Origin of the sequence: Williamsia limnetica (assembly GCF_003217475.1) — a bacterium.
GTDB lineage: Bacteria > Actinomycetota > Actinomycetes > Mycobacteriales > Mycobacteriaceae > Williamsia > Williamsia limnetica.
The window spans coordinates 112807-138417 of record NZ_QJSP01000001.1; the positions used below are offsets into that span (position 1 = coordinate 112807).

Genomic DNA, 25611 nt, shown 5'->3' on the forward strand with positions numbered 1-25611 from the left:
GAACCCGGCCGGAGATCGGGCCCGGGATACAGCGAGCTTAACGGGTCACCAGCCGGTGGGCAGTGGCCGTCCTTCCGCGAACCCCGCTGCCGACTGCACACCGAGTACCGCTTTCTGGTGCAACTCGTCCAGTGAGCGGGCGCCGGCGTAGGTCGCCGTGGACCGGACACCGGAGCAGATGTGGTCGATGAGATCCTCGACACCGGGCCGTTCGGGGTCGAGCGCGATGCGTGAACTCGAGATGCCTTCCTCGAACAATGCCTTCCGCGCACGGTCGAACGCGCTGTCGGTGGCGGTGCGCGCGGCGACGGCCCGCTTGGACGCCATCCCGAAACTCTCCTTGTACGGCTTGCCCGCGCGGTCCCACTTGAGGTCACCGGGGCTCTCGTACGTACCGGCGAACCAGGAACCGATCATGACGTTCGACGCGCCGGCGGCGACGGCCAGGGCAACGTCGCGAGGATGACGCACACCACCGTCAGCCCACACGTGTGCACCGCTGTCTCGTGCCGCCGAGGCACATTCGGCAACCGCCGAGAACTGTGGCCGCCCGACGCCGGTCATCATCCGTGTCGTACACATCGCGCCTGGGCCGACGCCTACCTTGACGATGTTCGCACCGGCGGAGATCAGGTCTTTGGTGCCCTGGGCGGACACGACGTTTCCCGCACAGAGCGGAACGCCCAGACCTGCGTCGGCGATCTGTTCCAGCGCGGTGAGCATCTTCTCCTGATGCCCGTGGGCGGTGTCCACCACGAGCAGGTCTGCGCCGGCTTCCACGAGCGCCGCCGCCTTGGCTCGGACATCGCCGTTGATCCCGACCGCGGCCGCGACACGCAGGCTCCCGCTGTCGTCGATGTTGGGTTGGTAGATCCCTGCGCGGACCGCGCCGACCCGCGTCAGGACTCCGGCCATTGATCCGTCTGCATTGGTCAGCACCGCGAGGTCGGTGTGCGCGCCGTCGAGGAGTTCGAAGATCTCACGCGGTGGGGTACCGACGGGCGCTGTCACGACGTTGGTGTCGAGGACATCGGTGAGACGTGCGAAACGATCGACATCGGTGCAGGCAGCTTCGGTGACCACACCGATGGGAGTGACAGCGTCGGTGTCGAGGACGACGACGGCGCCGTGCGCGCGTTTCGGCAGCAGCGCGAGGGCGTCGGAGACAGCGGCGTCGCCGCCGAGAACGACCGGTGTGTCGGCCACCAGGTGCCGGCCCTTCACGAACGAGATCATCTCGGCAGCTGCGTTGATCGGCAGATCCTGGGGGAGTACGACCAACCCACCCCGGCGCGCCACGGTCTCGGCCATCCGGCGGCCTGCAACTGCCGTCATGTTCGCGACAACCAGTGGGATCGTGGTCCCGGACCCATCCACCGATGACAGATCTACATCGAATCGGGAGGTGATATCGGTGCGACCGGGCACCAGGAATACGTCGTCGTAGGTGAGGTCGTGACTCGGGAAATGATCATCAAGGAATCGCACGTGAGTCGATTCTACGCCGACGAACCTCCAGCAATCGAAAAAGTGCCCTTGTGGCGAACAAACCCGCAGGTCAGCTCATCCACAAGGGCACATCATCGGACTGGGTCAGGCCTCGATCTCCGTGCGGCCTTCGCCCCACAGGGTGTGGAACGTGCCCTCTTTGTCGACGCGCTGGTAGGTGTGCGCGCCGAAGAAATCGCGCAGGCCCTGGGTCAGGGCGGCGGGTAGCCGGTCGGCGCGCAGGGCGTCGTAGTACGACAGCGAGGAGGCGAATGCCGGCACCGGGATGCCCATCGTGGTCGCGGTCGCCACCACGCGGCGCCAGCTGTCGACTGCGTTCTCGACGGCTTCGCGGAAATACGGCGCGAGCAGCAAACTCGGTAGCTCAGGGTTCTCGGCGTAGGCGTCGCGGATGCGGTTGAGGAACTTGGCCCGGATGATGCAGCCGCCGCGCCAGATGGTCGCGAGGTCGCCGGGATGGAGATCCCAGTCGTATTCGGTGCTGCCGGCCGCGATCTGATCGAAGCCCTGGGCATAGGCGACCACCTTCGAGGCGTAGAGGGCCTTGTTGATGTCGTCGACGAACGCCTTCGTGTCGGTGGGGGATGCGGCGAGTGTTCCCGACGCCAGGCCCTTGGCCTGCTTACGCTGGTCGGTCGCGCTGGAGAGGGCCCGCGCGAACACGGCTTCGGCGATACCGGTGGTCGGGATCCCGAGGTCGAGTGCGGACTTGACGGTCCAGCGCCCGGTGCCCTTCTGGCCTGCGGCGTCGACGATCACGTCGACGAGCGGCTTACCGGTCTCGGCGTCGATCTGACTGAGTACCTCGGCGGTGATCTCGACGAGGTAGCTGTCCAGGTCGCCGGAGTTCCACTCCCTGAACACGTCGGCGATCTCGGCGACGGGCAGGTCGAGGGCTTTGCGCATGAGGTCATAGGCCTCGCCGATGAGCTGCATGTCGGCGTACTCGATGCCGTTGTGCACCATCTTCACGAAGTGTCCGGCACCGTTCGGGCCGATGTGGGTGCAGCACGGCTCACCGTCGACGTGCGCCGAGATGGACTCGAGCAGCGGCCCGAGTGATTCGTACGATTCTTTCGGGCCACCGGGCATGATCGACGGCCCGTTGAGGGCGCCCTCTTCGCCGCCGGAGATGCCGGCGCCGACGAAGTTCAGACCCCGCTTGGACATCGCGGCCTCGCGGCGGATCGTATCGGTGTACAGCGAGTTGCCGCCATCGATGATGATGTCGCCCTCTTCCATCAGCGATGCGAGTTCTTCGATGACCGCGTCGGTGGGGTCGCCTGCCTTGACCATGATCAGCACCCGCCGCGGCTTCTGGAGCGCGCCGACGAACTCTTCCATCGTCTCGGTGCGAACGAAATCGCCGTCCGTCCCGTGCTTCTCGATGAGGGTGTCGGTCTTGGCGATGCTGCGGTTGTGCAGCGCCACCGTGTGGCCGTGGCGGGCGAAGTTACGGGCGATGTTGGAACCCATCACCGCGAGGCCGGTGACACCGATCTGGGCGCGGGCAGCAGTTTCAGTCATGGGTACACCCTATGACGAAGCTCTCGCAGACGCGGACCATGGTCTCACGCCACCCTCCGAGGGCGTCAGTTGTCGATGAGGCGGTGCAGTTCGGTGAGCCACGGCACGGCGACCGCGATGGTGGGTACGACCAGGATGGCAGCGGCGGCCACATATGCGCCGAGGCTGATGGCCGTGGTCGAGCGGGTGTCGGACAGGCGCTGGACGCGCGCGAGGGTGCTCGGACCACCGATGGCCATGGCGCCGCGCGGTGCCACCGAGTCGGCGCAGGCGACGAGGGCCCGGCCGAGCTGGGTGTGCCCCGAGGCACGCACGGCGGTGTCGTCTGCGAGTAGTTCAACGAGCAGCTGCACGGCACCGAGGGCGGAGCGGCTTCGGACGAAACGGGGGAAGGCTTCGTGCACTGCGATGAACGCCTCGAGAATCAGATCATGGCGGGCGCGCAGATGCGCGCGCTCGTGACTGATGACGGCTTCCAGTTCGTCGCGACTGAGCCGGGCTACTGTGCCCTCACTCAGCACCACTCGCTGACGTAGTCCGGGTAGGCAATAGGCCATCGGCTGATCGACCTCGAGCATGCGGACGTCGCGGGCGTTGAGCAGGTCACTCGACGACGACCGATCCATCCGGTCGAGCAGGTCGATGAGCTGGCGGTGAGCCGAACGCCGGGCACGGGTGCGCATGCCGACGCGGATGACGGTGTAGAACAAGCGGGCACCGATGAGCAGGGTCAGCAGGAACACCGCGACGTAGATGCTCCAGAGGACGATTCCCAGGCTGGCCACCTCTTTGAGCGGATCGGTGGTGGGGCGGCCCTGTGCGTCGGGCACGAGGAGGTTCGCGGCGATCGCGAGTCCGCAACTGAACGCGGACAGCACGGCTGCGATCGCGATCGACTGCCACAACGCCATTGCTGCCCTGGGTGCCCGAAGTGGCCACTGTGCTCTCGCGAGCCAGCCCGGAGCCGGCCCCACGAGGATCAGAGCGACGATCCCGAACACTAACGCGGTCAAGACAAATCCTACGGATCGGTGATGCGGTGTGGCGCGCGATGTGTTCCACGTGCCGATTCCAGTTCGTCGAGAGCGCGCCGCAGAGCATCTGCCTCGTCGGCGCCGACGCGTCCCACAAATGATACGAGTGCTGCCTGCCGTGAACCCGCCTCATCGGCCTCGCTGAGGGCGTCCACCATCAGACTCGCCACGAGGTGTTCCCGTGGATGTGTCGCCGAGTACCGGTGGGCGCGATCGTCGCGCAACTGGGTCACGAGGTTCTTCTTGGCCAAACGCTGCAGGACGGTCATCACGGTCGTATATGCCAGTTCGCGGTCAGCGGACAGTGCGGCGTGGACCTGACGCACCGTCAGCGGTTCGTCGGACGACCACAAATTGTCCATCACCGCTCGCTCGAGCTCACCCAACCCGTTCATTCTTCTCACTTTACGTTTCTTCTCATCAAACACCTCAACGCGCATCGCCATTGGTTTTCTTCCGAAGTAGTTGACAGGTTGGTAAGGCTAGCCTACATTCATACATACGCGGACCGAGTGAGTGTCCTGAGGGCTGCAGAGACCCCCGGTCCACGCCACAGCAGGCCCCACCGATCAGGTGGGGCCTGCTGAGTCTTCCGGGTAGGTCCGCCGACGAGCCCGGTCCGCGTCGCGCACCGACCTTTGACAAACTGTGAGTTCGTCGGCGACCCGATGGGTTCGCCAGCTCACAGAGGAGTTCCGACCGGTGACCGAGAAAATCGATGTCAGCAACAGCGATGCGAGCGACTGGACCGCGCGGGGTTTCGACGCCGAACTCGGTCTGCAGTACGCAGAGGTGACCCCCGATGCCGTCCGGGCCGAATTCACCGTGACCGACAAGCTCCTGCAGCCGTTCGGGATCGTGCACGGCGGTGTCTACTGTGCGGTGATCGAATCGGTGGCGAGCATCTCCGGCCAGGTCTGGTTGGTGGCCAACGTCACCCCTGATGGCCACGTCGTAGGGGTGAACAACAGCACCGACTTCCTGCGCGCCGTGCAGACAGGCCACATGACTGCACAGTCCAAGCCCATCCACCGCGGCCGCCGTCAGCAGTTGTGGGAGGTCGACATCAGCGATGAGAACGGCAAACTGATCGCTCAGGGCCGCGTCCGGCTGCAAAATATCACCGAGAGCTGATCCGGCCATGTCTGCCGATGATCGGACCGTTGGTATCAGCGCACCCGCACGAGCGCGGATCGATGCCGTGCTCGGGGCCATCGACGCAGAACTCGATCGCGATTTCCCCGGGGATCGTCCGGAGAAGCAGCCGGCGCACACGGCGTACGTCAGCGCCGCAGACGTCGACGTCGAGACCCCCGCCCGCTGGGGCCGGCAAGGCCTGCAGATCGCCGACGGCGCCGCCGCGACGCTGGCCGAACTCGACCCACTGGGAGTGTTGCCGCTCGTCAGAGCGCAGTTGGCTCACCATCCGATCGAAGACCTGAGAATCGACCTCGAAGACGGATACGGCTGGCGTGACAACGACGTCGAGGACGGCCATGCCCGCGCCGCCGGACAGGTGCTCGCCGCATGGGCGGCAGGCCATCCGGCAGCACCCAGGGTGTTCGGCGTGCGATGCAAGGGACTCGGTGCCACCGAACGGCAGCGCGGACTGCGGTCACTCGAATTGGTACTCGACGGCGCAGGCGGAATCCCGCGGGGCTTCGTGTTCACGGTGCCCAAGCTGCGTGCCGCGGGGCAGGTCGATGCCGTGGTCATGATCTGTGAGGAGCTCGAGCGGGCGCATGGGCTCGCCGCCGGGACGTTGCGATTCGAACTGCAGATCGAGAGTCCACAGGCCGTTCTCGGAGCCGACGGCGGGGCGACAGTGGCGCAGGCCATCCATCGCGGTGGCACCAGGGTGACCGGATTACACTACGGGACATACGATTACAGTGCTGCCTGCGGCATTGTCTCCGCGCAGCAGTCGTTGGAACATCCGGTGGCTGATCACGCGAAGGCGGTGATGTTGGTCGCCGCCGCCCAGACCGGTGTCTGGGTCAGCGATGGCTCCACCCAGATCGCGCCGATCGGTGACCAAGCAGTGGTCGACGCTGCGCTGCGACGCCACCATCGGTTGGTGACCCGCAGTCTGGAGCGTGGGATCTATCAGGGCTGGGACATGCATCCGGGGCATCTGGTGACCCGCTGGCTGGCGGTCTACTCGTTCTTCCGCGCGGCAATGCCCTCGGCGGCGGAACGACTACAGGGATACTTCGATCGTCAGAGTTCGGAGTTCGTGGACGAGCCGGCCACCGCCCAGTCACTGGCCCTGGTGATCCTGCGTGGCCTCGCGGCGGGCGCCTTCACCGAGGCGGACGTCCTTGAAGTCGGCGAACGATGCTCCGAGCAAGCCCTGGCGGAACTGCGGGCACACGGCGGTGTGCTCGGCTGAGCCGGATCCACGGACGGTGCTCCGCAATCGTTACGCCGCGCCGTGACGCGGTGTGCGTGGCAGTATGAATCAGTCGGGCCTTGAGACGGTCGACAGTGGAGAACCGAGGAGGGCACCGTGCGTCTGTCGCCGCATGAGCAAGAGCGACTGATGATCTCGTACGCAGCCGAATTGGCCAGGCGTCGGCAAGGGCGAGGGCTCATCCTCAACCACCCTGAATCGGTTGCGATCATCACCGATCACATCCTCGAAGGTGCCCGCGATGGACGTTCGGTTGCCGAACTGATGTCGTCGGGTCGAGAGGTGCTCGCCCGCTCCGACGTGATGGAGGGGGTGCCGGAAATGCTGCACGACGTCCAGGTCGAGGCGACGTTCCCCGACGGCACCAAACTCGTCACCGTGCACAACCCGATCTCGTGATAGGAGTGCGGGCCTGATGTCCGATGCCGGTCTGATACCTGGTGAAATCCTTTGCGCTGCAGGGGAGATAGTGCTCAACGAAGGTGCCGAGATCACCGAGATCTCGGTGGTGAACACCGGTGACCGGCCAGTTCAGGTCGGCAGCCACGTGCACTTCGTCCAATCCAACGCGGCTCTCGATTTCGATCGAGAACGCGCGTACGGTCAACGCCTGAACATCCCGGCCGGCACCGCGGTCCGGTTCGAGCCCGGTATACCCGCCACGGTCGCGCTGGTCCCGATCGGTGGCACGCGTGAAGTGTATGGAATCTCCCTGACGCCCCCGGGAAAGTTGGACTGACATGGCATCACTGAGTCGCGAGCGATACGCAGAGCTCTTCGGCCCCACCGTCGGCGATCGAATCCGGCTGGCGGACACCAATCTTCTGATCGAGGTCACCGACGATCTCTCCGGCGGTCCCGGCAAGGCCGGCGAGGAGGCCGTGTTCGGCGGAGGGAAGGTCATCCGCGAGTCGATGGGCCAGGGGCGGGCCACCCGGGCCGAAGGGTCGCCGGACACCGTCATCACGGGGATCGTGATCCTCGACCACTGGGGGATCATCAAGGCCGACCTCGGGATCCGTGACGGCCGTATCGTTGCGCTCGGCAAGGCAGGCAACCCCGACACCATGGACGGGGTCCACCCGGACCTGGTCATCGGGCCGTCCACCGAGATCATCGCCGGCAACGGCAAGATCGTCACCGCCGGTGGTATCGACTGCCACGTCCACTTCATCTGCCCCCAGATCATGGACGAGGCACTCGGCAACGGGATCACCACCCTGATCGGTGGCGGAACCGGGCCTGCCGAGGGCAGCAAGGCGACGACGGTGACACCGGGTGCGTGGCACCTCGCGTCGATGCTGCAGGCCACTGACCACTGGCCGCTGAACATCGCGTTGCTGGGCAAGGGAAACACGGTGAATCCCGCCTCCATGCACGAACAATTACTCGCCGGGGCTTCGGGCTTCAAACTCCACGAGGATTGGGGGAGTACGCCGGCCGCCATCGATGCCTGCCTGCGGGTGGCCGACGAAACCGGCGTTCAGGTGGCGCTGCACTCGGACACCCTCAACGAGGCCGGATTCGTCGAACAAACCCTGGGAGCCATTGCCGGACGCGGCATCCACGCGTACCACACCGAGGGTGCAGGCGGCGGCCACGCACCGGACATCATCACGGTGGCGGGGTATGCGAATGTGCTGCCGAGTTCGACGAACCCGACCCGCCCGCACACGGTGAACACACTGGACGAGCACCTGGACATGTTGATGGTCTGTCATCACCTCAATCCCAGTGTGCCCGAGGATCTGGCGTTCGCGGAGAGCCGGATCAGGCCGTCGACGATTGCCGCGGAGGATCTTCTGCACGATATCGGAGCGATCTCGATGATCGGATCCGATGCGCAGGCGATGGGTCGGATCGGCGAAGTGGTGTTGCGGACGTGGCAGACGGCGCACGTGATGAAAGCCCGCCGCGGTGGGTTGGCCGGCGACGGCGCCGCCGACAATCAGCGAGCACAGCGCTACGTGGCGAAATACACCATCTGCCCGGCCATTGCACACGGACTCGATGACGAGATCGGGTCGATCGAGGTCGGCAAACTGGCCGACCTCGTGCTGTGGGAGCCCGCGTTCTTCGGTATTCGTGCGCACGCTGTCATCAAAGGCGGTGCTATCGCGTGGGCGGCGATGGGCGACGCCAACGCCTCCATCCCGACTCCGCAGCCGTCGTTGCCACGCCCGATGTTCGGTGCCTCGCCCCGACTAGCCGCCGCGACCTCGTTGAGTTTCGTTGCGCAGCAGGCTCTGGACGACGGGTTGGCGGATCGGCTGGGACTCGACCGGCGCCTGTCTGCGGTGAAGAACGTGCGTCGCGTGGGCAAGTCGGACATGCCGAACAACGACGCTCAACCCGAGATCACCGTGGACCCGGACAGTTTCACGGTGACCATCGATGGCGAGGTGTGGGATCAGCAGCCTGCAACCTCACTGCCGATGGCCCAGCGCTACTTCATGTTCTGATGTCGGTCGCTTCCACACCGGCTGCAGGACAGGCGTTTTCTCGTGGGCCCGCAACCTCGGCAGGGAATCTGGCGATGCTGTTGACCCTCGCCGACTCCCGGCTCCCGGTAGGGGGGCACGTCCATTCCGGTGGGCTGGAGGAAGCGATCAGCGGTGGCGCCGTCCGAGACCTCCCCACGCTGCGTGAGTTCTTGGTCCGCAGGGTCCGGACCAGCGGACTCGTGGCGGCGTCGATCGCCGCCGCCGTGGTCGACGGACGACTCGATGTGAGCGCCGCAGAGGTCGAGGCCGACGCCCGTACGCCATCGGCCGCCGCCCGCCGAGCGTCGAGAGCCCAGGGTCGGGGCATGCTGCGGCTCGGCAAAAAGATTTTCCCGCAGCACGATTGGAGCGTGCACCCGTCTCGACCCCACCTGCCGGTCGTGGCGGGCGCGGTGGCGCGAGCGGCAGGCCTCGACCCGCACCAGAGCGCGCTGGTGTTGATCTATACGACGATGACCGGCTCTGCAACAGCCGGTCAGCGGCTCTTGGCACTCGACCCCGGGGATGTGGCGCTGCTGGGGGTCGAACTGACGCCATTGTGCGAGAGCACCGCTGCGGCGGCGACCGCTGACCTCGCCGACATGTCCGACCCGCTGCTCGACGTACTCGCGCAGCGCCACGAGCTGCGTCCCATGCCGTTGTTCGCCTCGTGAGGAGGCCGGCCTACACACCTGAAGTATCGACAAGCCGCAACAAGCACGAAGAAAAAAGCAGAGGAGCAGGGCCATGCCACCACACCTGATCGACGGACAACCGCACGTCCACGACCACTCGCGTCCCACAAGGGCCCGCACACCGGGTGAGGCGTTGCGGATCGGGATCGGTGGCCCGGTCGGGTCGGGCAAGACGGCGCTGGTCGCGGCCCTGTGCCGGCAGCTGCGTGAAGAGTTGTCCATCGCCGTGTTGACGAACGACATCTACACCACCGAAGACGCAGACTTCCTGCGTCGCAACGCCGTATTGCCCGATGAGCGCATCACGGCGGTACAGACCGGTGGTTGCCCACACACCGCGATCCGCGACGACATCACCGCAAATCTGGACGCGATCGACGATCTGGTGGAGGCGAACCCTCCGCTCGATCTCATCCTCGTCGAATCGGGCGGTGACAACCTCACCGCGACCTTCTCGACCGGCCTCATCGATGCGCAGATCTTCGTGGTCGATGTCGCGGGCGGTGACAAGGTGCCCCGCAAAGGCGGGCCCGGGGTCACGTTCTCCGACCTGCTCGTGGTCAACAAGACCGATCTGGCTCCGATGGTCGGAGCAGACCTGCAGGTCATGCGTGACGATGCTGCGAAGGTCCGCGAAGGGCGGCCGACAGTGCTGATCTCATTGACCGACGATCCTGCCGCAACGGACGTGTTGGGATGGGTCAGAGAGCAGCTGGCGTCGATCGCCGCCGAGACCACGAGCAAGGCCTGAGCTCCGACACCCGATGCACACCGAACTCCACCTGGTGGCAGTCGAGGGGCGGTCACCGCGAATCCGGGCGTCGGGCGGCATCGCCGTCCGGCAGACCGGGGTGGACACCCTGCACATGATCTCGAGCGCTGCGACTCCTCTCGGCGGCGACCTCATCGAGATCCACGTCGAGGTCGGCCCCGGCGCCCACCTCAACCTGCACAGCGTCGCGGCAGCCGTGGCCCTGCCGGGGCCGCAGGATCCCCGCTCCGAGTTGCGCTGGCACATCACCGTCGCAGCCGGAGCCGGACTGGTGATCGATCCGCTACCGACAATCGTCGCGGCGCACGCTGTCCACCACTCCGAGACCGTGATCGACGTTGCCGAGTCGGGGACGATCCGGGTGTCGGAACGGGTGCAGATCGGCCGATTCAGCGAACACCTCGGGCGATGGAGCGGTCGGGTCCGTGCGGACGTCGGGGGCGTTCCCGCGGTGCGGCACCAGCTCAGTATCGGCAGGCCGGACCATGATCAACTGGGAGGGCCGTCAGTCCTGCTCAGCGAGTTCAGGTTTCCGGATGACCGGCCGGACGCGGTTCATCCGCGCGCCAACGCAGCCCGACTGGGCCTCGCGGTCGGTGGGTCTCTGACCACGGTGCTGTCCGGCACCCTGAACGACGCCGAGCAGTGGGCCGGCGACCTCGCAGTCTGAACCATCTGCAGCCGTTCTGCCCCGGCCGTTCACATCCCGGCCGTTTCAGCTCTCAGTTGTTCAGCTCGCAGCCGGTTTGGACTTCGCCTCCGCGTCGGAATCCTCCGCCTCGGCCTTGCGCACCTTCGGCGTCGGATCGGAGAGCACGGGCTTGCCACTCGGTGTCTCGGCGACATCGTCGGGGAGCAGTTCACCGGCCTCTTTCCGGCGATCCAGATCGATCTGCGCGAGGTGATCCAGGGCGTTGCGGGCCAGAACCTGTTGCTCGGTGATCGTCAGCTGTGAGCGCCCCTTGGTCAGGAATGCGAACGACCAGTCGACGATGGTGTTGAGGCGGCTGCGGAACCCGACGATGTAGACCAGATGCAGTAGCAGCCATCCGAGCCATGCGAAAAACCCCTCGGTTTCGAGGTTCTTCTTGAAGCCGGGCACGGGCACCGACATGACCGCGCTGAATTTCGAGATCGTCGCCATCGAGCCCTTGTCCCAGTACTTGAACGGCTCGCGATCCTCGGGGCGCGCGCCCTTGAGTTCGGCCTTGATGGCGTCCGCGGCGTACCGGCCACCCTGGATTGCGCCCTGGGCCATTCCCGGGACGTCCTCGACCGACATCATGTCGCCGACAACGAAGACGTTCGGGTTGCCCGGTATCGACAGATCGGGGAGTACTTTGACCCGGCCCGCGCGGTCCAGCTCGACTCCGCTCTGTTCGGCGAGCTGTTTGCCCAGCGGGCTCGCGGCGACACCGGCCGACCACACCTTGCACTGCGATTCGATCCGGCGAGTACTGCCGTCCTTTTCCTTGACCAGGAGTCCGTCGTAGTCGAGGTCGACGACCATCGCGTTGAGCTGGATCTCGACGCCCATGCTCTCGAGCCGCTTGGCGGCCTTGCCGCCGAGGTTCGGTCCCATCGGGGGCAACACCGCGGGTGCGGCGTCGAGCAGGATGACCTTCGCTTCCGTGGAGTCGATGTTGCGGAAGGTCCCCTTGAGGGTCTTGTCGCTCATCTCGGCGATCTGACCGGCCAGTTCGACGCCGGTGGGACCGGCGCCGACGACGACGAACGTCAAGAGCCGGGCGCGTTCCTCCGGATCATCGGAGAGCTCGGCCTGCTCGAACGCACCGAGGATACGGCCCCGCAGCTCGAGGGCGTCGTCGATGGTCTTCATGCCGGGGGCGAACTGGGCGAAGTGATCGTTGCCGAAATACGACTGATCGGCACCGGCCGCGATGATGAGGCTGTCGAACGGCGTCTCGGTGATCCGTTCGAGCAGCCGGGAGGTGACCACCTTCTTCTCGAGGTCGATGGACTCCACGTTGCCCATCAGCACCTGCGCGTTCGCCTGTTTACGCAGGATCACGCGGGTGGCCGGGGCGATCTCACCCTCGGAGATGATGCCCGTTGCGACCTGGTAGAGCATCGGCTGGAACAGGTGGTGGGTGGTTCGCGCGATCAAAGTGACGTCGACGTCGGCCTTTCTCAGGCGCTGGGTGGAGAACAGACCTCCGAAGCCGGAGCCGATCACCACCACCCGGTGCCGGGTCGAACCTGCGGTCTTGTCACTCATGACCATCTCCTGTCAGTTTGCGGATTTTGCGGCCGGGATCTCCAGGGCGTGTGGGATCCGCACCTTGCTAACGGTAGTCAATGAGCGGCGTTTGGTCGCGGCAAGGTGGTCTTTGCCGCGCCGAGTGTGGTCAGGAGAAATCAGGCGATCATGTCGGTACTGGTATGCGCCGCCCAAGCCCACGGGAACTCGTTTGCGTCCCAATAACTTTTGAGTATTTCGTACTCGACTTCGCCGCGTTGCGCGCCCGCGATGCTGGTGTCTGCGCAGTCATGAAGGCGGGCGAGTCGCAGGCCTGATTTTTCCATCACCCGGCGCGATGCGGTGTTGACCGCCATGGTCCCGGCGAAGATGCGACTGATGTTCAACTCCGTGAAAGAGAGCTGGACCAGCGCACGGGCGCCCTCGGTGGCCAGTCCACGGCCCCACATGGCGCGTCGCAGCCGGTAGCTCAGCTCGAACTCGGACTCGCGGGAATGCCGAGGTGCGCGCAGACCGAACCAGCCGACGAAGCTGGCGGCCTCGGGATTGGGATGCCCGACGGACCTCGCCGCCACCAGGTCGAGGCGGTCGAGTGCGACCCAGACGCCGGCACCCCCTCGGTGACGGGCTTCCGCGACGGCGCGGGGGATGACCCACTCTTCGATGACCTCACGCGGCGTGGCGATGCCACCTGTGACGTATCGCATCACCGCAGGGTCGCTGTCGAGGTCGACCAGGTGGTCGGAATCGGAGACGGCAACCGGGCGCAGGACCAGTCGGTCGGTCTCGATGATCAACGAACTCCCCATTCCCCAGACCGCCTTCTGCCCAGACCGCCTTCTGCCCAGACCGCCTTGTGGCCGGACCGCCTTCTCCGAGAACGTGCTGGCGGACTGCTGTGCGCATACTACGGTCTGGCGGCCGCCGACGGCGGATATTCATATCAGAGTGTCGGGTGTACACCTCTGAGGTCCTCGTACTGAGGGTACGGCCTGTGGCAGTGTGCATCGAACGGGTTCTGGCGAGATGAGAGTCCCCTGCAGCGTCGCGGAGATCGGTGCCGATAGGGTCGGAGCGATGAACGAGCGCCCGTCCGCACCAGCCGAGGTCGCCCTGCATCTGCGCTGGGGCGACATGGACATCAACAAGCACGTGAACAACGTCCAGTTCGCGAGGTTGTTCGAAGAGGCTCGGGTCCGCACGATGTCGGAGTGGTTCGCAGGCCGACCGTGGGGGACCGGTGCATTCCACATCGCCCGCCAGGAGATCGAGTTCGTCGCTCCTCTGTTCTATTCCACCGAACCGGCGCTGGCGAGGGTATGGATCAGCCGGGTCGGGACGTCGTCCTTCGACTTCGGTGCCCAGCTGTGCGATCACGCGGGCAATCTCAAGGCCCTGTGTGAAACGACCGGTGTGACAGTGGATTCGGAGACCGGAGCTTCGCATCCGATCCCGGATGAGGTGCGCGACTTCTTGACGACGAGACTCGCCGATCCCGTTCCGTTCCGCCGCCGGGCCTGAGGCTGCCACGACTCGGTCGTGTCATGACCGCGTGATATACCGGCGTGAGGACCGGAAGGGGACCCCAGCGTGCTGACACTGCATCGCGCGGAACGCACCAGCACATTGGTGACAGCGCTTGCCGAGGTTCTGGCGACCCCGATGCCAGACCCGTTCGCCGCAGAGATCGTCGCCGTGCCCGCCCGAGGCGTGGAGCGATGGCTGACCCAGCAATTGTCGGCAGCACTGGGTACCACCGCGCCCGATTCCGGAGACGGCATCGCTGCGAACATCGAATTCATCTCGCCGGCCGGCCTGATCGACAAGGTGATCGCCGGTGTCGGCGGCGGTCGATCAGCCCCGAGCAGGTCCGGCAGGTCCGATGACGACCCGTGGTCGGCAGGTCGCATGCTCTGGACCCTGTTGTCGGTGATCGACGAGGCCGCCGACGATCCGGTGTGCGCCATTCTCGCGCGGCATCTCGGACGCTCGGGTCCTGACGGTGGCAGACCGGGCTTTCGCATCGGACGACGCTACGGCACAGCCGAGCACCTCACCCAGCTGTTCCGGGGGTACGCCACCCACCGTCCGCAGATGATCGTCGACTGGGCAGGTGGCGCCGACACGGATGGCAGCGATCAGCCGCTGGGTCCGGAGCTGCTCTGGCAGCCGCATCTGTGGCGTCTGCTCCGTGCCCGCATCGACAGCCCCAGTCCACCCGAGCGGCTCGACGATGTCTGCGCCCTGCTGCGCGAGCAACCGGCCCTGGTGGATCTGCCACCGCGGATCGCACTGTTCGGCGCGACAAGACTCAGCACCGAGCAGCTGCGTATCCTCTCCGCACTCGGAGCCCATCGCAGCGTGAATGTGTTCCTGCCACACGCGAGTCCGGCGCTGTGGGACACGGTGAAAAGCCATCCCGTCGTGCGACGACGCGCAGACATGTCCGTCGGCGACGTGGCACATCCCCTGCTCGCGTCGCTGTCGAGGGAGGTACGCGAACTGCAGATGCGGCTCAGCCCCTTCATCGACGACGATGTCCACCATCCGGTGGGTCCACCCGCCCACACACACCTGGCGCTGCTCCAGGCGGCGCTGCGTGAGGATCGGGCCGCGGCCGCGGCGGCGAGCCCCGACGGCACCGTCGAGGTGCATTCATGTCACGGCGCGGCCCGCCAGGTCGAGGTCCTACGTGAGCTCGTCCTGCACCTGTTCCAGGACGACACCACGCTCGATCCCCGCGATGTGATCATCATGTGTCCCGACGTGGAGACCTACGCTCCGCTGATCAGGGCGGCGTTCGGTCAGACGACCCACCTGCACCCAGGCCATGAACTACGGGTCCGGTTGGCCGATCGGGCTCTGCGCCAGACCAATCCGCTGCTCGAGGTGATGTCGGAGCTCCTGGCGCTCGCCGGCGGAAGAGTCAAGGCCAGCGAGGTCCTCGGTCTGGCCGAAAGTGTGCCGGTGCGCGCTCGATTCGAGTTCAGCGATGACGATCTCGAGCGTCTCCGTGAATGGACCGCCGAGTCGGGCGCCCGGTGGGGGATCAACGACAACCAGCGGAAACCGTTCGGGCTCGGCGGTTTTGCGCAGAACACCTTCAGTGCCGGTCTCGACCGGATCCTCCTCGGCGTCGTCGCAGATGAGACCGAATTGAGCTGGCTGGGCACAGCGCTGCCCCTCGACGACGTGGACAGCGCCGATGTTGATCTGGCGGGCCGGTTCGCCGAGTTCGTGAGTCGGCTCGATGCTGCGCTGGCCACGCTGCGCGGTCCGCGACCGGCAGCCGAATGGTCGCAGAACATCACTGACGCAATGGATCTGCTCACCGCAGTGCGTCCTTCGGACAGCTGGCAGCGTGGACAGGCCCATCAGGAGGTGGCCGCCGCGACCGAACACGGTGCAGAGGTGATCGTACGACTGGCCGATATCCGGGCGATGCTCGCCCGGCGCTTGGCGGGCCGCCCGACGAGAGCGAACTTCCGCACGGGGGAGCTCACCGTGTGCACGATGGTTCCGATGCGGGCGGTACCGCATCGGGTGGTGATCCTGCTCGGGCTCGACGACGAGAGTTATCCCCGCGCCGGAGGGGTCAACGGTGACGACATCATGGCCGCGGACCCGTGGGTGGGCGAGCGCGACATCCGCAGCGAAGACCGGCAATTGCTACTCGATGCGACCATGTCGGCGATGGACCGACTGATCGTGCTCTACACCGGAAATGATCCGGTCACGGGGTTGCGCCGGCCGCCTGCGGTGCCGGTGGGAGAACTGATGGATGCGGCAAACGGGATGCTTGCGTCCGGATCCGTGCTGACCGTACATCCTTTGCACGCCTTCGATCCCGCGAATTTCGTGGTGCCCGAGCCATTCAGTTTCGATCGGTCGGCGCTCGCGGGCGCCCGCGCCACCCGAGGTGTTCAGGTGGCCGCACCCGACTTCCTGCCGGATCTGCTGCCACCTCGGGTCGAGGACGTCGAACTGGCCGACCTGATCGCCTTTGTCGAGCACCCGATGCGGGCTTTCTGTCGGCAGCGACTCGGCCTCTATCTGCCCGGCGACGACGAGGAGCTCGACGACGTGCTCAGCGCGGAGATCGGGGGCCTCGACAAGTGGTCCATCGGCGACCGGATGCTGGCGGCTCGTCTGGCCGGGGTGGACGCGGCGGCGCTGCGAGCCGGTGAACTGCGGCGCGGCACCTTGCCTCCGTTCCGCCTCGGCGGCGAGGTGTTCCGCGGGATATCCGACGACGTGGAAGCGCTGGTCGGTGCGGCCGCACCGCTGTACGAGGGCAGCGCGGAATCGATCGATGTGACAGTCGATCTGACCGGCGGCAGACGTCTGACCGGCACGGTGACCGGGGTCCACGATGCGGTGTTGGTACGCACAATCTTCTCGCGCGTGGCCGCCAAGCATCGGGTCGCGGCGTGGGTGAATCTGCTGGCGCTGGCGGCCACGGAGTCGCGAGACTGGTCTGCCGCAGTCGTCGGGCGGGCCCGTTTCGGGAACCGGCTGCAGCGTTCTGCACTGACGCCGCCGGCCAACCCCGGCGAAATCTTGCAACAGTTGGTGGACCTGCGTGATCGTGGGCTGCGTGCCCCGCTGCCATTGCCCACCGCAGCCGGCGCCGAATACGCCGCACGAAGGCACCGAGGGGACGACGATGCACTGGCGCTCGACGCCGCAGAGAAGAGCTTCGACAACCAGTACGGAGGAGAAGCGCAGGACCTGTATGTCCAGTACCTGTTCGGCGGCGATCTGACCGCCATCGCGGCCGAGGAACCCGACGCCACGGAGGCAGCATGGGACGGGATGCCGACCCGGTTCGCGGCAGCGGCAGTCCGGCTGTGGAGCCCGCTCCTGGGCGCCGAGAGGGTGAACTGAGCACGTGATGCAGAGTCGGATAGTCCCTGTCACCTTCGACGTCACGGGACCGCTGCCCTCGGGTACGACGGTGCTCGAGGCCAGCGCCGGCACCGGAAAGACTTACGCGATCGTCGGTCTCGCGGCCCGGCACGTGGCGGCCGGGGTCCCGCTGTCAGAGCTGCTGCTGGTCACGTTCAGCCGGTTTGCGACCGCCGAACTACGGGAGCGAACCCGCCTGCGGTTCGGGGGGTTGGTCGCCGCGTTGTCCGATCCGGAGACGGCGGCGCGCTCCGACGACCCACTGGCCGCGATGCTCGCGAGAGGCGCGCCCGACGAGGTCGCGGTCCGCCGGGCACATCTGGTGGCAGCGCTGTCGGATTTCGACGCCGCGACCATCGCCACCACTCACACGTTCTGCAGCAGGATGCTCGACGGTCTGGGCATCGCCGGAGATTTCGAGAACGACATCACCCTCGTCGAGGATGTGGGTGACCTGATCACCGAGGTCACCGACGATCTCTATCTGAAGAAGTACAGCGGCAGCGACGGTGTGCCGTTCAGCGTGCGCGACGCGCATGCCTTCAGCCGGGCGGCGGTCTTCCAGCGGCAGGCCCGGCTGGCTCCTGACGCCGATCCGGGCAGCGACGAATACTTCCGCGTGGAGTTCGCCGAGCAGGTGCGTGCCGAGGTGGAACGGCGCAAGCGGATGACCAACATCCGCGACTACGACGACCTGCAGACCCTACTGCGCGACACGCTGATCGATCCGGTGCACGGCCCGCAAGCCTGTGCGCGTGTCCGCAGTCGTTTCCGGGTGGTGCTCGTGGACGAGTTCCAGGACACGGATCCGGTGCAGTGGGAGATCTTCAAGTCGGCGTTCCATGGCCACACTGATCTCGTGCTGGTCGGTGATCCGAAGCAGTCCATCTACGCTTTTCGTGGTGCGGAGGTGTTCAGTTACCTGGAGGCTGTGCGAGCGGCCGACAATCACCAGGTGCTGCCGACCAACTGGCGCAGCGATGCCGGTCTGGTCGAGGCGCTCGATCACGTGTACGGCAATGCGGCACTGGGCAGTCCGGAGATCGTCGTGCACCACGTCGACGCGACCACGACGGACTCGCGATTGCCGTCGGTGGCCCCGTTGCGTCTGCGGTACCTCAAGAGAAGTGGCCACGGGCCGTTGAGCAAAGCCGGGTTCCCGGTACTCGACAGGCTGCGGCGCGCGGTCGCCGAGGATGTGGCGGCCGACCTGACCGGATTGCTCAACGCCCGCCCAGATCTCATCGTCGATGGTCGAGCGCGGCCCCTTGCTCCCGGTGACATCGCAGTCCTGGTGCGAAACCACAAGCATCTGAGCATGATTCAGACTGCTTTGGACGAGGCGGGCGTGCCATCGGTGCTGGCCGGGGGGACCAGCGTCTACAGCACGCAGGGCGCTCGGGACTGGTTGTGGCTGTTGCAGGCAATGGAGCAGCCCAGCCGGTCAGCCCGCGTCCGACTCGCGGCCCTGACACCTCTGCTGGGCTGGACGGCCACCGAACTGGACACAGGAGGCGATGAGCTCACCGCCGATGTCAGCACCCTCGTCCGGGAACTCGTATCGGTTTATCAGACCTCGGGTTTTGCGGCGGTGTACGAACAGCTTTCCGGTCGCCGGGATATCGCCGGCCGGATCCTTTCGGTCGCCGGGGGCGAGCGCAGACTCACCGACCTCACCCATGTTGCGCAACTGTGCAATCGGGCCGTCGTAGAGCGCGGTCTGGGACTGACGGCTCTGGTGCGCTGGCTTCAAGAGCTGATCTCCGACCCGACCATCGGAAACCAGGGGGACCAGAGCCGTCGTCTGGACAGCGACGCAGAAGCGGTGCAGCTGCTGACGGTGCACCGCAGCAAAGGGCTCGAGTTCCCCGTCGTCTATGTCCCGTACGGCTGGGATGCCGCCCGCAACCCCACGCCCGCCACCCTCGTGATGCACGATGAGGCCGGCGAACGAGTGCTCGATGTCGGAGGCAAGGACGCACCCGGATACCGGGCGAGACGCGAGGCGTCGGGCTCAGAGGACGACGGTGAGGAGTTGCGTCTGCTGTACGTCGCCCTGACCCGGGCCGGATCCGCTGTGGTGATGTGGTGGGCTCCCGGCGGCCCGACGAGGTCATCACCGCTGCACCGTCTCCTGTTCAGCCGCGACCGGACGACACCGGACCCCAGACCCGCGGTTCCCGACGATGCAGCTGCCGCGCGGCGACTCATGGAATGGGGGGAGTCGGCCGGCGCCGGTGTTCGGGTCGAACCGGCTCGCACCGATGGGCTGCAGGTCCCGCAGTGGGATGACCGCTCGGCGCCCGACGGGGAACTCCACGCTGCCCGTTTCGACCGTCGGATCGACCACACGTGGCGGCGGACCTCGTATTCGGCGCTGATCGCCGGGTCGCCACATCAGGGACCGGTCGCCAGTGAACCCGAGTACTCGGAGAAGACCGACGAGCAGACGGTCGAGCCCCTTGCCGAGCCGGTGGATGACGGGCCAGGGGAGCTGATGCATCCGTCGCTGATGAACTCCCTCCCGTTCGGCGCCGCGTTCGGAACTCTTGTTCACGAGGTCCTCGAACTGGTCGACACCGACGCCGACGATCTGGCGGGCGAAGTGCGGTCCAGGTGTTCAGAAGCGGTGCGCTCTCGCCTGGTCGACATCGACATCGACGCACTGTCCACAGCCCTGCTCGCCGTGTTGGCCACCCCGCTCGGCAAGGCTCAGGTGACGCTTGCCGAGATATCGTCGTCGAATCGGTTGCCGGAGTTGAATTTCGAACTGCCGCTGGGATCAGGGGCGGAAGCGACCCTGCGGGAAGTCAGTGATCTGATGCAGCGCTTTCTGCCCCCCGATGATCTACTCGCCGACTACCCCGAGCAGCTACGTCGGATACCTGCGCCTCCGCTGCGCGGCTTTCTCACCGGCAGCATAGATGCCGTTCTTCGACTGCCAGGGAACTCCTTCGTGGTCGTCGACTACAAAACAAATCGCACCGCCCGAGGCGATCTCAGCTGCCTCGACTACACACCCGAGTTGATGGCACGGGAGATGGTCCACTCGCACTACCCTCTGCAGGCACTGTTGTATTCGGTTGCGTTACATCGTTACCTGCGTTGGCGGTTGCCGGATTACTCTCCGCGCACGCACCTCGGTGGCGTGCAGTACCACTTCGTCCGGGCGATGATCGGGCCACAAACTCCGTCCGGGTGCGGCGTATTCGAGTGGAACCCACCCGCCGAACTCATCGTCGCCACCTCGGATCTGATCGCGGGAAGGGCCCTGACACCGTGAGTATCGAGCCCGACAACCGGATCGTGCAACGGGCACATCCTGCGCTGGTGCCGTTCAATCTGGCCGGCGTGCTCAGCGCCGCCGACATCCACGTTGCGCAAACCCTCGCGACGTTGAGCAGAACCGAGATCGAACCCACGGTGCTGTTGGCCGCAGCACTCGCAGTGCGGGCGGTGAGGCTGGGGTCGGTCTGTGTCGAGGTCGACCGCCTGTCCGAGGTCGCCGTCGACACCGAAGAGTTCGGAATCGATCTCTCGACGCTGCCATGGCCGGATCCCGCCGAGGTCGTCGCCGCACTGACAAAGAGTCCGTTCTTGATGGGCGCCGACTCGGGGCCCTTGCGCCCACTGCATCTGGCCAAGACCCCCGAGGGTCCGCTGCTTTACCTGCGCCGGTATTTCCTACAGGAACAGCGCATCCGCGAGTTGCTCGACGAACGCGCCCGGAGTCATCCGTCGGTCGAGGTAGGCAAACTCACCACCGGGCTGGCGCGGCACTTCCCGGATGCCGCGCCGGATCGGCAGCGTGTTGCCGCGGCGCTGGCGACCGCGGGCTGGACGACGGTGATCGCAGGCGGACCGGGAACCGGAAAGACCCACACCGTCGCCCGGGTGCTGGCCCTGATGTTCGACGAGTACGGCCCTCAGCTCCGGGTGGCGCTGGCCGCTCCGACCGGACGGGCCGCGGCGCAGCTGGAAGAATCCGTACGGTCGCAGGCGGGAGCCCTGGGTCTGCCCGAGCACCTGACGGCGACCACCCTGCACCGACTGCTCGGCTGGAAACCCGGTAATCGCAGTAGGTTTGCCCACGACGCGAACAACCGACTACCGCATGATCTGGTGGTGGTCGACGAAACCTCCATGGTGTCGCTGACGATGATGTCCCGGCTTCTCGATGCTCTTCGTCCGCACAGCCGCCTCGTACTGGTCGGCGATCCCGACCAGTTGGCTTCGGTCGACGCCGGCGCGGTATTGGCCGACCTCGTGGCCAGGCCGGTATCGCAGCCGATCCATCCGGTTCTCGAAGAAGTACTGGCCCCTGACCTGGTGGAAGATGCGGCCGATGACGACGCACTCACGACAGACGAGCGTGATCGGCTCGGCGGCGGCGTCATTCGGCTCACCAAGGTGCGCCGGTTCGGTGAACAGATCAAGCGTCTGGCTTCCGCCGTGCGCGAGGGCGATTCGGATCTGGTGATCGAACTCCTCGGCGCCGGTCATCCTGAGTTCGAGCTCGTGGACCCCGACGATCTCACCGGTGTCCGCGATGAGACCGTCACCGCCGCGGCTCGCCTCGGCGAGGCCGCAGCCGCCGGCGACCCCCGGTCTGCGCTCGAGGGTCTGCAGACGCACCGACTCCTGTGCGCCCACCGCGAAGGCTCTTCCGGCGTCGAGTTCTGGTCGCGTCTGGCCATGGAGTGGATCGACGCTCCCGCCGATGCCCTCGATGCGGGCAGTTGGTACCCCGGGCAACCGCTGCTCGTGACCGCGAATGACTACGACACGGGAATCTTCAATGGTGACACCGGTGTGGTGGTGAGGACCGAGGGCCGTCTGATGGTGGCCTTCGCCCGCGGATCCAGTTGGAAGCTGCTGCATCCGTCGCAACTGGTGGCGGCTGTCCCCGTGTACGCCATGACCATTCATCGCAGTCAGGGTTCGCAGTACGAGTCGGTGTCCGTGGTCATCCCGCCGGAGCGATCGGCGCTGCTGACCCGTGAACTGCTCTACACCGCGATCACGCGAGCGAGTCGTCACGTCAGGTTGATCGGGACCGAAGCGGCGGTCAGGGCGGGAGTTGATCGCAAGGTGCTGCGGGCCAGTGGGCTCCGGACGCAGGTCAGCTGAGTCCGGGTTCTCGCTCGTCATCGCCGAACGCGAGAGCGTCGACCGCGTCGGCATCGGCCGTCAACGGCATCCGCAGGAACCACTCGTTGCGCAGGACCTGCCGCCGGGTCTCCTCTGGCAATCCCGCGAGCATGGTCATCGCGCCGCCTCTGGCGATCTCACTGCGGTGCGCGCACAGCGCCTGCCACTTGATGTCCAGCCAGGGCTCCACATCGACGGTGGTGTCGACGGCCTCGTCGGGGACACCGGGCAAGGGGCCTTCGAGCCCCGATGACTGCTTCATGACCGCAGGCCACAGCACCTTCGAGATCGATAGTGGCATCGTCGCGAGGTACATCGCTTTCGTGCGCCAAGGTTTCCCGGTTTCCGGGTACAGCTGCGGATAGGCGGCTGCCCCGACCGCGGCCAGGGTCACCCGGTGGGCTTGTACGTGATCGGGGTGCCCGTAGATCCCGAGTGGGTCGTAGGTCAACACGGTATCGGGCCGAAACCTGCGAATGTGCGCCACGAGCGCCCCGACAGCCTCGTCGAACGGTGCATCGCAGAACGCTGCTCGACCCGGCGCCGAATCGGCGAAAGCGCGGTCGCCGTAGCCGAGTAGCTGCGGGGTTCCCGCGCCGAGCAGTTCGAGTGATTCTCCGAGCTCTGCCGACCGCATCGTGCCGTCGGCCCACGTGCAGGTGACCACGGCGGTACGGCCCCCGAGTTGTGCGCAACGGGCAAGAACGCCGCCAGTCCACAGTGCTTCGTCGTCGGGATGCGCGTGGACGCAGAGCAGACTTGGATGCGGCATCGTTTCAGCGTAGTCGGGGCGAGTGCACCGACTACCAAAACGGGCAGCGGTGCTGACCAACCCCTGCTCAACCCCCGCGTGGGGCTGAGAAATTCTTCGATCGTGCGATACGGAGTCGGACTAGAGTCACCCCATGACCCAAAGCTCCCGCCGTACGACGAATGTGTTCGCCAAGATCTCGCCCGCCGGCTGGGCGGCGCTGGCACTGTCGGTCATCGCAGTCATCTTCGTACTGCAGAATCGGCGTTCGACGAGCATCCAACTGTTCTGGATCACCGTCGATTCTCCGCTGTGGTTCACGCTGCTGGCCGTGTTCGCGGTCGGTTGGTTGGTCGGGGTGCTGACCATGCGCGGGCGCGCGAAGCGCAACACCTGACCTCGCCGACGGAGTCCTGTCGCACCCAGCGTTGTTACTGTCAGCGGTCTTGCCTGTGAAAAAATTGGAGGCGCAGTGACTTCTCTGTGGAATCGATGTGTGCCGAAGCGCTACGTCTTCGGTGGTCTCGTGCTCGCGACCATCTCGTTGTGGCTGTCGTTGACCCCGTCGCTGCTGCCGCGCGGATGGTTGTTCCAAGGTGTGGTCAGCGGAGCATCGGCCGCGATCGGATACGGCGTCGGCGTACTCGGGTCGATGCTCGTCCGATATGTCGTCGGCCGGGAGGCCCCTGCCGCCGTCAAGCGTAATGCCTGGCGGGCGCTGGCGGGCGCCGCTGCGGTCGGCACGATCGTCGGTCTTGTCTGGTTCGGATCGTGGCAGAGCGAGTTGCGCGAGCTGATGGATACCGAGCCGTTCCCGGTTGTCGGATATCCGTTGGTCGTGGTGCTGGCCGCGGTGATCTTCGTGGCTCTGGTAGCCCTCGGCCGATCCCTGGTGCGGCTGACCAGGGCCGTGGCGCGGCAACTGGCGCGCCTGGTCCCTCCGCGTGTGTCCGGGGTGGTTGCCGCGACGCTGGTTGTGATCCTGATCATCGGTGTGCTGAACGGCGTCGTCACGCGGGTGGTGATGTCAAGCCTGAACGACACTTTCGCCGCGATGAACAAGGAGACCGATCCCGACACCGATCCCCCGGACAACAGCTATCGGTCCGGGGGGCCCGATTCGCTGATCGGCTGGGAGTCGCTGGGACGTCAGGGCCGCATCTTCGTGGCAAACGGACCGACGACCTCCGAACTCACGGCATTCAACGGAACCCCTGCGACAGAACCGATCCGCGCGTACGCCGGTCTCGCATCTGCGGAAGGCTATCGGCCGGAGGCCGAGCTCGCCGTGGACGATCTCGAGCGGGCGGGTGGCTTCGAACGAGATGTGCTGGCGGTGGGAACCACCACCGGGACCGGATGGATCAACGAGAGCACAGTCAGCGCACTGGAGTATCTGTACAACGGAAACTCGGCGATCGTGTCGATGCAGTACTCCTACCTACCGAGTCCGATCTCGTTCCTCGTCGATCAGGACCGGGCTCGTCAGGCGGGGCAGGCTCTGTTCGAATCGGTCTATGCACGATGGCACTTGTTGCCGGAACAGACGCGGCCCAAGTTGGTCGTCTTCGGTGAGAGTCTCGGTTCGTTCGGTGGAGAAAGCGCCTTCACCAGCATCGAGGATCTTGCCGCACGCGCCGACGGTGCGCTCTTCGTCGGGCCGACCTACACGAACGCGGTGTGGCAACAGGCCACCGCCAATCGCGACGACGGGTCGCCGCAGTGGCTTCCCGTCTATGGCGAGGGCGACACAGCTCGATTCGTCGCTCGTGCCGATGACCTCGACCGTCCGGGCACCGAGTGGCCCGCCCCGCGTGTGGTGTACCTGCAGCACCCGTCGGATCCGATCACATGGTGGTCACCCGATCTGGCATTCCGCAAACCGGATTGGCTTTCGGAAGCACGGGGATACGACGTTCTGGACAGTGTCCGCTGGATTCCGGTGGTCACTTTCCTGCAGGTCTCGGCGGACATGGTCGATTCCAACAACGTCCCCGATGGTCACGGGCACACGTTCCACGCCGACATCGCGAACTCGTGGGCGTCGATCCTGCAACCTGCGGGATGGACGGACGCCGACACCCAGCGGTTGCGGCAGGTGCTGACCGATCAACAGGCCGAATGAGCCGAACAGTCGCCAGTAGAGG

21 protein-coding genes are annotated in these 25611 nt (G+C 66.0%); 14 read left to right on the top strand and 7 right to left on the bottom strand.

All coding sequences use genetic code 11. From position 1 onward, the window contains the following. Positions 1 to 45: 45 nt before the first annotated feature. The 4 genes from guaB1 to DFR67_RS00540 form a co-directional block, all read right to left on the bottom strand. Positions 46 to 1488, bottom strand: coding sequence for a GMP reductase (guaB1, locus tag DFR67_RS00525; RefSeq protein WP_110467488.1), 1443 nt, complete (start codon positions 1486 to 1488; stop codon positions 46 to 48). Between the two features lie 105 nt (positions 1489 to 1593). Beyond that, complete coding sequence (gene gndA, locus DFR67_RS00530; protein ID WP_110467489.1) at positions 1594 to 3036, bottom strand: NADP-dependent phosphogluconate dehydrogenase; 1443 nt, start codon at positions 3034 to 3036, stop codon at positions 1594 to 1596. 65 nt (positions 3037 to 3101) lie between these two features. After that, on the bottom strand, positions 3102 to 4049 hold the full coding sequence (locus DFR67_RS00535) for a M56 family metallopeptidase (protein ID WP_110467490.1): 948 nt from the start codon (positions 4047 to 4049) through the stop codon (positions 3102 to 3104). Positions 4050 to 4057: 8 nt separating this feature from the next. Then, positions 4058 to 4474: a BlaI/MecI/CopY family transcriptional regulator gene (locus tag DFR67_RS00540; RefSeq protein WP_110467841.1), complete on the bottom strand. Its 417-nt coding sequence runs from the start codon at positions 4472 to 4474 to the stop codon at positions 4058 to 4060. Positions 4475 to 4772: 298 nt separating this feature from the next. On the opposite strand from DFR67_RS00540, the gene DFR67_RS00545 reads away from it, so the two are divergent. The 8 genes from DFR67_RS00545 to DFR67_RS00580 all read left to right on the top strand — a co-directional run bounded on the left by DFR67_RS00545 (position 4773) and on the right by DFR67_RS00580 (position 11103). Continuing rightward, a complete protein-coding gene (locus DFR67_RS00545; protein WP_110467842.1) occupies positions 4773 to 5204 on the top strand; it encodes a PaaI family thioesterase in 432 nt (143 codons plus the stop codon). Positions 5205 to 5211: 7 nt separating this feature from the next. Further along, entirely contained in the window at positions 5212 to 6462 is a 1251-nt protein-coding gene (locus DFR67_RS00550) for a DUF6986 family protein (RefSeq protein WP_110467491.1), read from the top strand. A 117-nt stretch (positions 6463 to 6579) separates the two neighbouring features. After that, positions 6580 to 6882 carry an urease subunit gamma gene (locus DFR67_RS00555; protein ID WP_110467492.1) on the top strand — a complete coding sequence of 101 codons (303 nt, stop codon included), beginning with the start codon at positions 6580 to 6582 and terminating at the stop codon, positions 6880 to 6882. Positions 6883 to 6913: 31 nt separating this feature from the next. Continuing rightward, positions 6914 to 7222, top strand: coding sequence for an urease subunit beta (locus tag DFR67_RS00560; RefSeq protein ID WP_110467843.1), 309 nt, complete (start codon positions 6914 to 6916; stop codon positions 7220 to 7222). Position 7223: 1 nt separating this feature from the next. Next, positions 7224 to 8945: an urease subunit alpha gene (locus tag DFR67_RS00565; protein WP_110467493.1), complete on the top strand. Its 1722-nt coding sequence runs from the start codon at positions 7224 to 7226 to the stop codon at positions 8943 to 8945. A gap of 74 nt (positions 8946 to 9019) precedes the next feature. Then, on the top strand, positions 9020 to 9640 hold the full coding sequence (locus DFR67_RS00570; RefSeq protein ID WP_110467494.1) for an urease accessory protein UreF: 621 nt from the start codon (positions 9020 to 9022) through the stop codon (positions 9638 to 9640). A gap of 73 nt (positions 9641 to 9713) precedes the next feature. Next, the gene (gene ureG, locus DFR67_RS00575) at positions 9714 to 10412 is read left to right on the top strand and encodes an urease accessory protein UreG (protein ID WP_110467495.1); all 699 of its coding nucleotides are present in this window, start codon (positions 9714 to 9716) and stop codon (positions 10410 to 10412) included. 13 nt (positions 10413 to 10425) lie between these two features. Then, on the top strand, positions 10426 to 11103 hold the full coding sequence (locus tag DFR67_RS00580) for an urease accessory protein UreD (protein ID WP_110467496.1): 678 nt from the start codon (positions 10426 to 10428) through the stop codon (positions 11101 to 11103). A 60-nt stretch (positions 11104 to 11163) separates the two neighbouring features. Here the strand turns inward: DFR67_RS00580 and DFR67_RS00585 are convergent, their stop codons facing one another. Both DFR67_RS00585 and DFR67_RS00590 read right to left on the bottom strand, forming a co-directional pair. Beyond that, positions 11164 to 12678: an NAD(P)/FAD-dependent oxidoreductase gene (locus DFR67_RS00585; RefSeq protein ID WP_110467497.1), complete on the bottom strand. Its 1515-nt coding sequence runs from the start codon at positions 12676 to 12678 to the stop codon at positions 11164 to 11166. 134 nt (positions 12679 to 12812) lie between these two features. Continuing rightward, positions 12813 to 13463 carry a GNAT family N-acetyltransferase gene (locus DFR67_RS00590; RefSeq protein ID WP_245937633.1) on the bottom strand — a complete coding sequence of 217 codons (651 nt, stop codon included), beginning with the start codon at positions 13461 to 13463 and terminating at the stop codon, positions 12813 to 12815. Positions 13464 to 13731: 268 nt separating this feature from the next. On the opposite strand from DFR67_RS00590, the gene DFR67_RS00595 reads away from it, so the two are divergent. The 4 genes from DFR67_RS00595 (at position 13732) to recD (ending at position 22692) form a co-directional block, all read left to right on the top strand. Next, a complete protein-coding gene (locus tag DFR67_RS00595; RefSeq protein WP_110467845.1) occupies positions 13732 to 14175 on the top strand; it encodes an acyl-CoA thioesterase in 444 nt (147 codons plus the stop codon). Between the two features lie 69 nt (positions 14176 to 14244). Next, entirely contained in the window at positions 14245 to 17541 is a 3297-nt protein-coding gene (gene recC, locus DFR67_RS00600; RefSeq protein WP_110467498.1) for an exodeoxyribonuclease V subunit gamma, read from the top strand. Positions 17542 to 17548: 7 nt separating this feature from the next. Beyond that, on the top strand, positions 17549 to 20845 hold the full coding sequence (locus DFR67_RS00605) for a UvrD-helicase domain-containing protein (protein WP_110467499.1): 3297 nt from the start codon (positions 17549 to 17551) through the stop codon (positions 20843 to 20845). Then, entirely contained in the window at positions 20842 to 22692 is a 1851-nt protein-coding gene (recD, locus tag DFR67_RS00610; RefSeq protein WP_110467500.1) for an exodeoxyribonuclease V subunit alpha, read from the top strand. The genes DFR67_RS00605 and recD overlap by 4 nt, the downstream gene beginning before the upstream one ends. Here recD and DFR67_RS00615 read toward each other — a convergent pair. Next, positions 22685 to 23485, bottom strand: a complete 801-nt coding sequence (locus DFR67_RS00615) for a PIG-L family deacetylase (protein WP_110467501.1) — start codon at positions 23483 to 23485, stop codon at positions 22685 to 22687. The genes recD and DFR67_RS00615 overlap by 8 nt on opposite strands. A 133-nt stretch (positions 23486 to 23618) precedes the next feature. On the opposite strand from DFR67_RS00615, the gene DFR67_RS00620 reads away from it, so the two are divergent. Together DFR67_RS00620 and DFR67_RS00625 are read left to right on the top strand one after the other, a co-directional pair. Further along, on the top strand, positions 23619 to 23861 hold the full coding sequence (locus DFR67_RS00620) for a LapA family protein (RefSeq protein WP_110467502.1): 243 nt from the start codon (positions 23619 to 23621) through the stop codon (positions 23859 to 23861). 99 nt (positions 23862 to 23960) lie between these two features. Further along, positions 23961 to 25589, top strand: coding sequence for an alpha/beta hydrolase (locus DFR67_RS00625; protein ID WP_245937634.1), 1629 nt, complete (start codon positions 23961 to 23963; stop codon positions 25587 to 25589). The last annotated feature ends 22 nt before the right edge of the window (positions 25590 to 25611 follow it).

Coding starts and splice junctions, on each gene's coding strand:
- DFR67_RS00580 (WP_110467496.1), top strand. CDS start 10,426: ATGCACACCGAACTCCACCTGGTGGCAGTCGAGGGGCGGTCACCGCGA.
- DFR67_RS00570 (WP_110467494.1), top strand. CDS start 9,020: ATGCTGTTGACCCTCGCCGACTCCCGGCTCCCGGTAGGGGGGCACGTC.
- DFR67_RS00620 (WP_110467502.1), top strand. CDS start 23,619: ATGACCCAAAGCTCCCGCCGTACGACGAATGTGTTCGCCAAGATCTCG.
- ureG (WP_110467495.1), top strand. CDS start 9,714: ATGCCACCACACCTGATCGACGGACAACCGCACGTCCACGACCACTCG.
- DFR67_RS00615 (WP_110467501.1), bottom strand. CDS start 23,485: ATGCCGCATCCAAGTCTGCTCTGCGTCCACGCGCATCCCGACGACGAA.
- DFR67_RS00550 (WP_110467491.1), top strand. CDS start 5,212: ATGTCTGCCGATGATCGGACCGTTGGTATCAGCGCACCCGCACGAGCG.
- DFR67_RS00595 (WP_110467845.1), top strand. CDS start 13,732: ATGAACGAGCGCCCGTCCGCACCAGCCGAGGTCGCCCTGCATCTGCGC.
- DFR67_RS00585 (WP_110467497.1), bottom strand. CDS start 12,678: ATGGTCATGAGTGACAAGACCGCAGGTTCGACCCGGCACCGGGTGGTG.
- DFR67_RS00590 (WP_245937633.1), bottom strand. CDS start 13,463: ATGGGGAGTTCGTTGATCATCGAGACCGACCGACTGGTCCTGCGCCCG.
- DFR67_RS00565 (WP_110467493.1), top strand. CDS start 7,224: ATGGCATCACTGAGTCGCGAGCGATACGCAGAGCTCTTCGGCCCCACC.
- DFR67_RS00605 (WP_110467499.1), top strand. CDS start 17,549: ATGCAGAGTCGGATAGTCCCTGTCACCTTCGACGTCACGGGACCGCTG.
- gndA (WP_110467489.1), bottom strand. CDS start 3,036: ATGACTGAAACTGCTGCCCGCGCCCAGATCGGTGTCACCGGCCTCGCG.